The following is a 6,513-nucleotide window of genomic DNA, read 5'->3' as shown; positions in this document are numbered from 1 at the left end:
TCCAAAAAAGGCTTAACCATCGAGCTCCGATTGAATATCGAATCTCGATGGCTGCATAGTCTTTTTTTACAGCTGTCCACTTGACGGGGGTAAGACCATTCCTGGTCTTATCTTTTTTTTGCATATTTTTTAGTAGATGAATAGGTAGGTAGAATATGTGTAAAATTTGATATACTAAAAGAAAAATTAGGATGATAAAGTTATGCCAACAAAAGAATTCCAAGATACAGTACAACATTTTGCTTCTTTTTTATTAAATAAAGGTAGAAAACCTTCTACAATTAAACGATATGTTTATGATATTGAAGATTTTGGCCATTGGTTGCAAAAATTAAAAAAACTCCCACAACATAATATATGGACGAAGCTTGGTACAAAGGATTATGAAGCGTATTTCTATGATTTAAAACAGCAACGTCAGTACTCTGATAAAACAATGCATCGTGTCTATATTGTCTTAAATAGACTGTATCAGTATTTACAACTGCCAAACCCGTTAGAAGAGATGCAATTGAGTATTCAACCCAATCGTGCGCTGCGTGATGAGGACTTTATCTCGAAAAAAGAAGAAAAAAGGTTAAACTATATTTTAACTTCATTGGAAGGATTAACGGAGAAACAACGTTCTGTTCGTCCAATACTACAGGATCGAAACATTTCTATTGTACATTTACTTCTGAACTATGGACTATCACTACAAGAGCTTGTGGGATTACAAATGAAGCATGTTCATTTTGAGAATAATACTCTCACAGTTCCAGGAATAACAGGGATAGAAAGAGAGATTGTATTAAGTGAAGATGATAAAAAGCGATTATTTAGCTATTATAAAATCATACCTGAACCTGTTCGTCCAAAATATCATAGTACTGATCCACTATTTGTGGCATTCGATTATACTCGAAATACATTTCGTTGGGTATATGAAAATGATGCACCAAAAGCTTTAACAGAAATTGCTGTTCAAAAGATGATTCGACTTGAAGTTGCTCGAGCAAATTTACGTAAAGGTATTTCAGCGCAACATTTACGGAACACGTTCATCTTAAGACTTATTGAACATCAAGTTTCAGAGTCCAAAATAATAAAACAGGTAGGTTTTAAATCTAAACTTTCGTTAAAAAGGTATTATGATTACATCAATCAAAAATAACGGGGGAAGACCGTGTGGAAAGAAATAAGAAACAGAAGCTACAGTACATGAGAGTGTACACATTAAGGGATAGAAGTACAAAATCCATTAATGTTGAATCATGGAGAACGTTTAAAGATGAAATGCGAGTTCTAGGTATAAAGGAATCAGATATTTTTCAAATTCAGCTTATAAAAAAGAAATGACAGAAAACGAAGGGAGTATGTTGTAATGAATAAAGGAGATGCTATTTTACGGTTACTTATGGAAATGAAACTGGAACTAAAAGAAGTAAAAGAGCAAGTAGAACAAATGCATACATCGTTAAAAAATATAGAAAAGCAAAATCAAAAAAGAGAAATTCCTTCAACTGTTACTAAGAAAAAACAGGATTGGAAATATCCGTCCAAAATGAAATAAGAAAAAGACCACAGATTTCTGCAAGTGGTCTTTAATTTTGTAATTCTGGTTCTTTGTTTGTCGAAATTTACTTAACGTGGTTATTTTCCAAAATGCTGGCGGTACACCTGTAAAAAGACAATAAAGCTATTAAATTTTAAAACCTAAAACAAGCATAACCTCGTTCTAAATTTAGGACGGGGTTAAAATATAGTTGTTTCTGTAGTGCTTTAAGAAAAGAATGTACTTTTTTTATAGACTACATGCTACTGAATTAAGTCTATAATTTATAGTTGTAAGATGAATAATAATGAATTAGGAGAATAATTAATATATAATTTAAGGAGAACCAGTGTACCTTTAAATTAAACGTGAGTTCTTTATAGAAACTTTGATAGTTGTTTGAGGACATTGGTTTATTTCTCTTACTAGATACGATATTATATAATTGTGCAGTGACCTTTAGGTGGTTCCGACCATAACTGGACTGGGGCTATTTTCATAGACCTCTAATATTGATGTGAGGCACTCCATTCAATTAGAAAGATGGCACTGCACATTAATTTTAATATAAAACAACGGATAACCCTGTCAACTCGACAGGTTTTTTATTTTTTTAAAAGGAATATTATGGTTAATGTCGAATACTCCTGTTTAATAGACTATATAGAGAGAATTTAAAATAAATATAGTGAATAGTGTGCAGTTGAAACTCTAAAAGTGTATGGAGCTAGTGAGTCTAGACTCTTTTGTTAAATCTGAGATTAAATATCTGGTGATATAATCCTAACATGCTACATTGGGCTTAAGCTCTAACAGAAACTTGGATGGTCAGATATAATCATACTGCTTACTTTTCGGAGGGGAAATTATGGAAAATACGATTACTCCTTTTAGTTATGGGAATCATTCGGATGATAAAGCTCAAGATATTCGTAAGTTTTATCAGTTTTATGTTGGGATAGATATTGGGGCTAGTTTTCATGTAGCTTCTTGTATTAAATTTGATGCTTTTTTAGACCCTAAAGGAATTGCCTGGAAACGAACAAAAACGATGAAATTTAATTCCGATAGCGCAGGAATCGCAGAGTTTTTAAAGGCTTTAAAACAAATAGAAAAACAATTTAATATCACCAGGGATGATTTCCTAATCCTTTTAGAACCCACTGGTGGACATTATTCTTATTTAGTTCAGCAAGTGTTATTGAATGAAGGATATCAACTCTTTCAAGTGGAGAATAAAGCAGTTGGTGAATTTCGCAAGAATAATTTAGGTATCTCAGAGAAATCAGATTCAATGGATGCCAAAGTAATGTCCTATATGGGATGGCATAAACAGCTCCATCCTCACATGCAGGGAGTTACTTTAATAAAACCTCAAACTGTCTTACAATCCCTATTTCGGACGGTCATGCGAGATCGATGGTATTTAAACGTTCAGTTAACTCGAAGAAAAAATCAAGTTCAACAATTATTAAAAGTAACACACCCAGACTTAAATAAAGCATTTAAAAAACTGGGTACTTCTTCGGTAATGAAATTAGTATTAGAATACCCTACGGGCCTTCACATGAAGAAATCATCGGAAGATGAACTGTATAAAGCAATTTCTAAAGCAGGAGCTAAGAATGTGGCAAAAAAAGCTGCTAAAACACTATCTGAAATTATGCCCCATACAGTGGCAGTACCCGTAGAACACCTAGTGGGAAGGCAGAAATGGGTCATAGAAGAAGCCTTACGGCTTGAAGGAAGTATTAATCTTATTGATATGGAAATTCATAATCTCCTTTGGAGAAATCCCGAAAAAGGAATCGACTCACATCCATATACGGAGTTACTTCTTTCTTTTCCCTTTGTAAGTGAAAATATTGCTTGTACCCTAATCGGTGTTATTGGCGATATAGACCGATTTAATACATACAAAGAATTTAAGAAATACCTAGGTGTATCAGCTGAAAATTCACAATCTGGGACTTCAGTTCGCTCAACAAAACAAACATATAGTGGCGTTCGAGATGCACGGCGAGTACTTTATCAGATGTCTATGATGATGTTAGCAAATGGAAAACGAAAACCAACTGTCTTCAAAGCATATTATGATCGTAAAGTAGAAGAAGGCATGGTAAAGAAAAAGGCAATTGGTCATCTTTGTGGTAAAATTGCAAATTTAATCTATACAATTTTAAAAAGTGGCCAGAAATACGATCCTAAAATACATGCGGCAGCTTGTGGAATAGAGTGGGATGAAGTATATGAATTAGAAGAAGTACAAGAACCTATGTTATTGAAATAACGGGGCAGGTTTCTAAAAGAAGACCATTTAAAAATAGGGGCGAATGTTATGAATAAAGAAAAGCTACCACTTGTTATTGCCATTGCTGGAGTCTCTGGTGGAGGGAAATCAACAATTGCAAAACATTTAAACGAAAGATTACATAATTCTAAAACACTATTTTTTGATGACTATGATTTTGATGTTCCTAATGACATTATTGATTGGGTTGATAAGGGAGCTAATTATGACGAATGGAACTTAGCTCCCTTAATTAGAGATTTAAAAGGATTACTCTCTGAACCTTTAGATTACATTTTGCTTGATTTTCCGTTTGCTTATAAACACTCTAAAACAAGTAAATTGATTGATTTAACTGTGTTTATTGATACTCCATTAGATATTGCAATGGCACGTCGAGTAATAAGAGATTTTAGAAATAGTTCTAATGAAAGTATTTTGATTGAAATGGAAAACTACATTTCACAAGGTAGGCGGGGCTATCTTGAAATGCTAAAGACCATTAAACCGAATTCGGACATCATTGTGGATGGCACACTATCAGTATCTAAAGTTGGAGATAAAATATACGAGGTAATTTCAAGTCGATAGGACCAATTACATAGGGTGCAACGTTAATGTTCTAACGGGCTTTTTATGAATAAGCAATAATAGTTTATTCATTTCCCTAAGTGCATTAAAATGGAAAAAATCCCTGCTTTTTGATTGAAATCAGGGATTTTTGCTATGTTTAATGACTATAGTTTATTTTAGAAACACTACACTACATTTAATTTTTAATGTAAGATACTTCACTATATACTATAGCATATTGTTTTTCTCATACGCATTTAAGGCATTTACACCGTGACTCAAGGCTGCTCCGGCTTTTACTGCAGATGCAACGATAATTGCCTCCAAAACCTCTTCCATAGTTCCCCCATATTTCTTATACTTGTTTACATGAACATCAATACAATAGGGACAACCAGTCGTATGAGCCACCGCAATCGCAATAAGTTCCTTTGTTTTCGTTGGTATTAATCCAGATACAAACGCTTCCTTCTCAAATGTTAAAAAAGCTTTTGAGGATGCTGGTGCCATTTTTATAAGCTCATTAATTCGTTTTAAATAAGAATTTCGATAAAGAATATCGTCTCCTTTGTAAAGACCGTTTAGATTTTCCATGGGGATCTTCCTTCCTTAATGAATATTGTCCCCATTATCATATAATCTGAAAGAGGAGGATTTCTGTAACTATATCACAGAAAACGGCTAAATTTTTGTTGTAGAGCCTTTCGTTGGATGTTTACGATTTTTCCGCGATGTAAAGTAAGAAGTCCCTCCTTCTCGAACTTCTTTAGTGTTCGGCTAACAACTTCCCGTGCTGTACCTAACTCAATAGACAACTTCTCGTGGGTTATGATTATCTCGTCGGAATACAGAGAGGTATGTTTAATGAGATAATCTGCAATCCGATCGTCTATCCCTTTAAAAGCAATCTCTTCTACAAGCTGAGTCACAGTTGACATTTTACGAATAAATAATCCGTATATAAATCTGCTTAACGAATCGTATGTATGTATCCAGTTCCGAAAAGTTTCGGCCGGTATGATTAAGGCTTCAACATCACTTTCGACTGCGGCAAAAGCCTCATAATCTAAATCACCCAATATGCTAGCTATCATCATTAAACAAACGCCGCCGCTCTGAACCCGATAGAGGGTTATCTCCCTGCCATTTTCTCCAACCCTATAAATGCGTACACAGCCATCCAAAATAAAAATAGCATGGTGTAAGCGATGCCCCCTTGCAAAAGCTACAGGAGTGGTTGGAACTTGTACTATAGAAATATCAGTTCTATTCCATTCCTTAGCTTCAATAGAGGACAGGCAAGGGAAACATTTTATAACTTGATTTAGTTTACTGATCATTTGTTCCTCCTAATCTTTATTAAATCCATGTTTAAACGACTTTATGGTAAATTAAACAACTTTTTTGTTGCTTAACGGATTAATAAAATAATACCAGAAAGGGTGGATTTCTTTTTTTCTAAATGCTTCTATATTGTAATTTTTCTGGTACAAATTCGAAATATGGTATCACAATCATATGTATCTAGAGAACCTAGAAATCTATATGGATGGTGAGATATATGAGTCAATATCAAATGTTGGGCTCTGGTGCAAAAACTCTAAAGCTCTTGCAAGTAATCTCTTAAACTTGGACATACTGATAATATTACTCTAAAAAAGGTGCGTGATCAGTATGGAAAAGGAAAATGAGTTCAAATGGAAGCATTATCAGCCTGATATTATTTTGTTAACGGTAAGATGGTACCTACGGTACAACCTCAGTTTTCGTGATTTAGTGGAAACGATGGAGGAATGAGGCTTATTCATTTCTCATACAACGATTATGCGTTGGGTGCATCAGTACGGTCCTGAATTGGACAAACGAATCCGACGTCACCTTAAACAAACAAATGACTCCTGAAGAGTCGATGAAACATATATCAAAGTAAAAGGTCAATGGATATACCTGTATCGTGCTGTTGATTCGAGAGGAAGTACCATCGATTTTTACCTAAGCAAAGCAAGAAACCAAAAGGCTGCAAAGCGATTTGGTCTTACCCTGATATTATCCCCTTAAGGTAGACAGTGTAAAAAGACCATGAATAAACATGGATGTTACACTTTTACTTGGAGGG

General features: G+C 34.3%; 6 protein-coding genes and 1 pseudogene. 5 read left to right on the top strand and 2 right to left on the bottom strand.

Going from position 1 to position 6,513, the window contains the following annotated elements; all coding sequences use genetic code 11:
• Window positions 1-202 precede the first annotated feature (202 nt).
• From J4P91_RS27925 to J4P91_RS27910, 4 genes are all read left to right on the top strand, one after another.
• Window positions 203-1,153, top strand: a complete 951-nt coding sequence (locus tag J4P91_RS27925; RefSeq protein ID WP_207996684.1) for a tyrosine-type recombinase/integrase — start codon at window positions 203-205, stop codon at window positions 1,151-1,153.
• A 210-nt stretch (window positions 1,154-1,363) separates the two neighbouring features.
• Window positions 1,364-1,552 carry a hypothetical protein gene (locus J4P91_RS27920; RefSeq protein ID WP_207996683.1) on the top strand — a complete coding sequence of 63 codons (189 nt, stop codon included), beginning with the start codon at window positions 1,364-1,366 and terminating at the stop codon, window positions 1,550-1,552.
• 850 nt (window positions 1,553-2,402) lie between these two features.
• Complete coding sequence (locus tag J4P91_RS27915; protein ID WP_207996682.1) at window positions 2,403-3,824, top strand: IS110 family transposase; 1,422 nt, start codon at window positions 2,403-2,405, stop codon at window positions 3,822-3,824.
• 48 nt (window positions 3,825-3,872) lie between these two features.
• Complete coding sequence (locus tag J4P91_RS27910) at window positions 3,873-4,415, top strand: AAA family ATPase (protein WP_207996681.1); 543 nt, start codon at window positions 3,873-3,875, stop codon at window positions 4,413-4,415.
• 210 nt (window positions 4,416-4,625) lie between these two features.
• Here the strand turns inward: J4P91_RS27910 and J4P91_RS27905 are convergent, their stop codons facing one another.
• Window positions 4,626-4,991, bottom strand: a complete 366-nt coding sequence (locus J4P91_RS27905) for a carboxymuconolactone decarboxylase family protein (RefSeq protein WP_017154573.1) — start codon at window positions 4,989-4,991, stop codon at window positions 4,626-4,628.
• 74 nt (window positions 4,992-5,065) lie between these two features.
• On the bottom strand, window positions 5,066-5,737 hold the full coding sequence (locus tag J4P91_RS27900; RefSeq protein WP_207996680.1) for a Crp/Fnr family transcriptional regulator: 672 nt from the start codon (window positions 5,735-5,737) through the stop codon (window positions 5,066-5,068).
• Window positions 5,738-6,071: 334 nt separating this feature from the next.
• Between J4P91_RS27900 and J4P91_RS27895 the strand changes: the two are divergent.
• Window positions 6,072-6,428: pseudogene (locus tag J4P91_RS27895) on the top strand (IS6 family transposase); the annotation flags it as partial.
• Between the last annotated feature and the right edge of the window lie 85 nt (window positions 6,429-6,513).

It is taken from the genome of Bacillus sp. XF8 (assembly GCF_017498755.1).
In the GTDB taxonomy this organism is placed as follows: Bacteria; Bacillota; Bacilli; order Bacillales; family Bacillaceae_G; genus Bacillus_A; species Bacillus_A bingmayongensis.
The sequence above is the reverse complement of the archived record's forward strand: the minus strand, read 5'-3'. Positions and strand labels throughout refer to the sequence as shown.

Bases quoted from the DNA above. Each gene is read 5' to 3' on its own strand.
- J4P91_RS27925 (WP_207996684.1), top strand. From the start codon at position 203: ATGCCAACAAAAGAATTCCAAGATACAGTACAACATTTTGCTTCTTTT.
- J4P91_RS27920 (WP_207996683.1), top strand. From the start codon at position 1,364: ATGAATAAAGGAGATGCTATTTTACGGTTACTTATGGAAATGAAACTG.
- J4P91_RS27915 (WP_207996682.1), top strand. From the start codon at position 2,403: ATGGAAAATACGATTACTCCTTTTAGTTATGGGAATCATTCGGATGAT.
- J4P91_RS27910 (WP_207996681.1), top strand. From the start codon at position 3,873: ATGAATAAAGAAAAGCTACCACTTGTTATTGCCATTGCTGGAGTCTCT.
- J4P91_RS27905 (WP_017154573.1), bottom strand. From the start codon at position 4,991: ATGGAAAATCTAAACGGTCTTTACAAAGGAGACGATATTCTTTATCGA.
- J4P91_RS27900 (WP_207996680.1), bottom strand. From the start codon at position 5,737: ATGATCAGTAAACTAAATCAAGTTATAAAATGTTTCCCTTGCCTGTCC.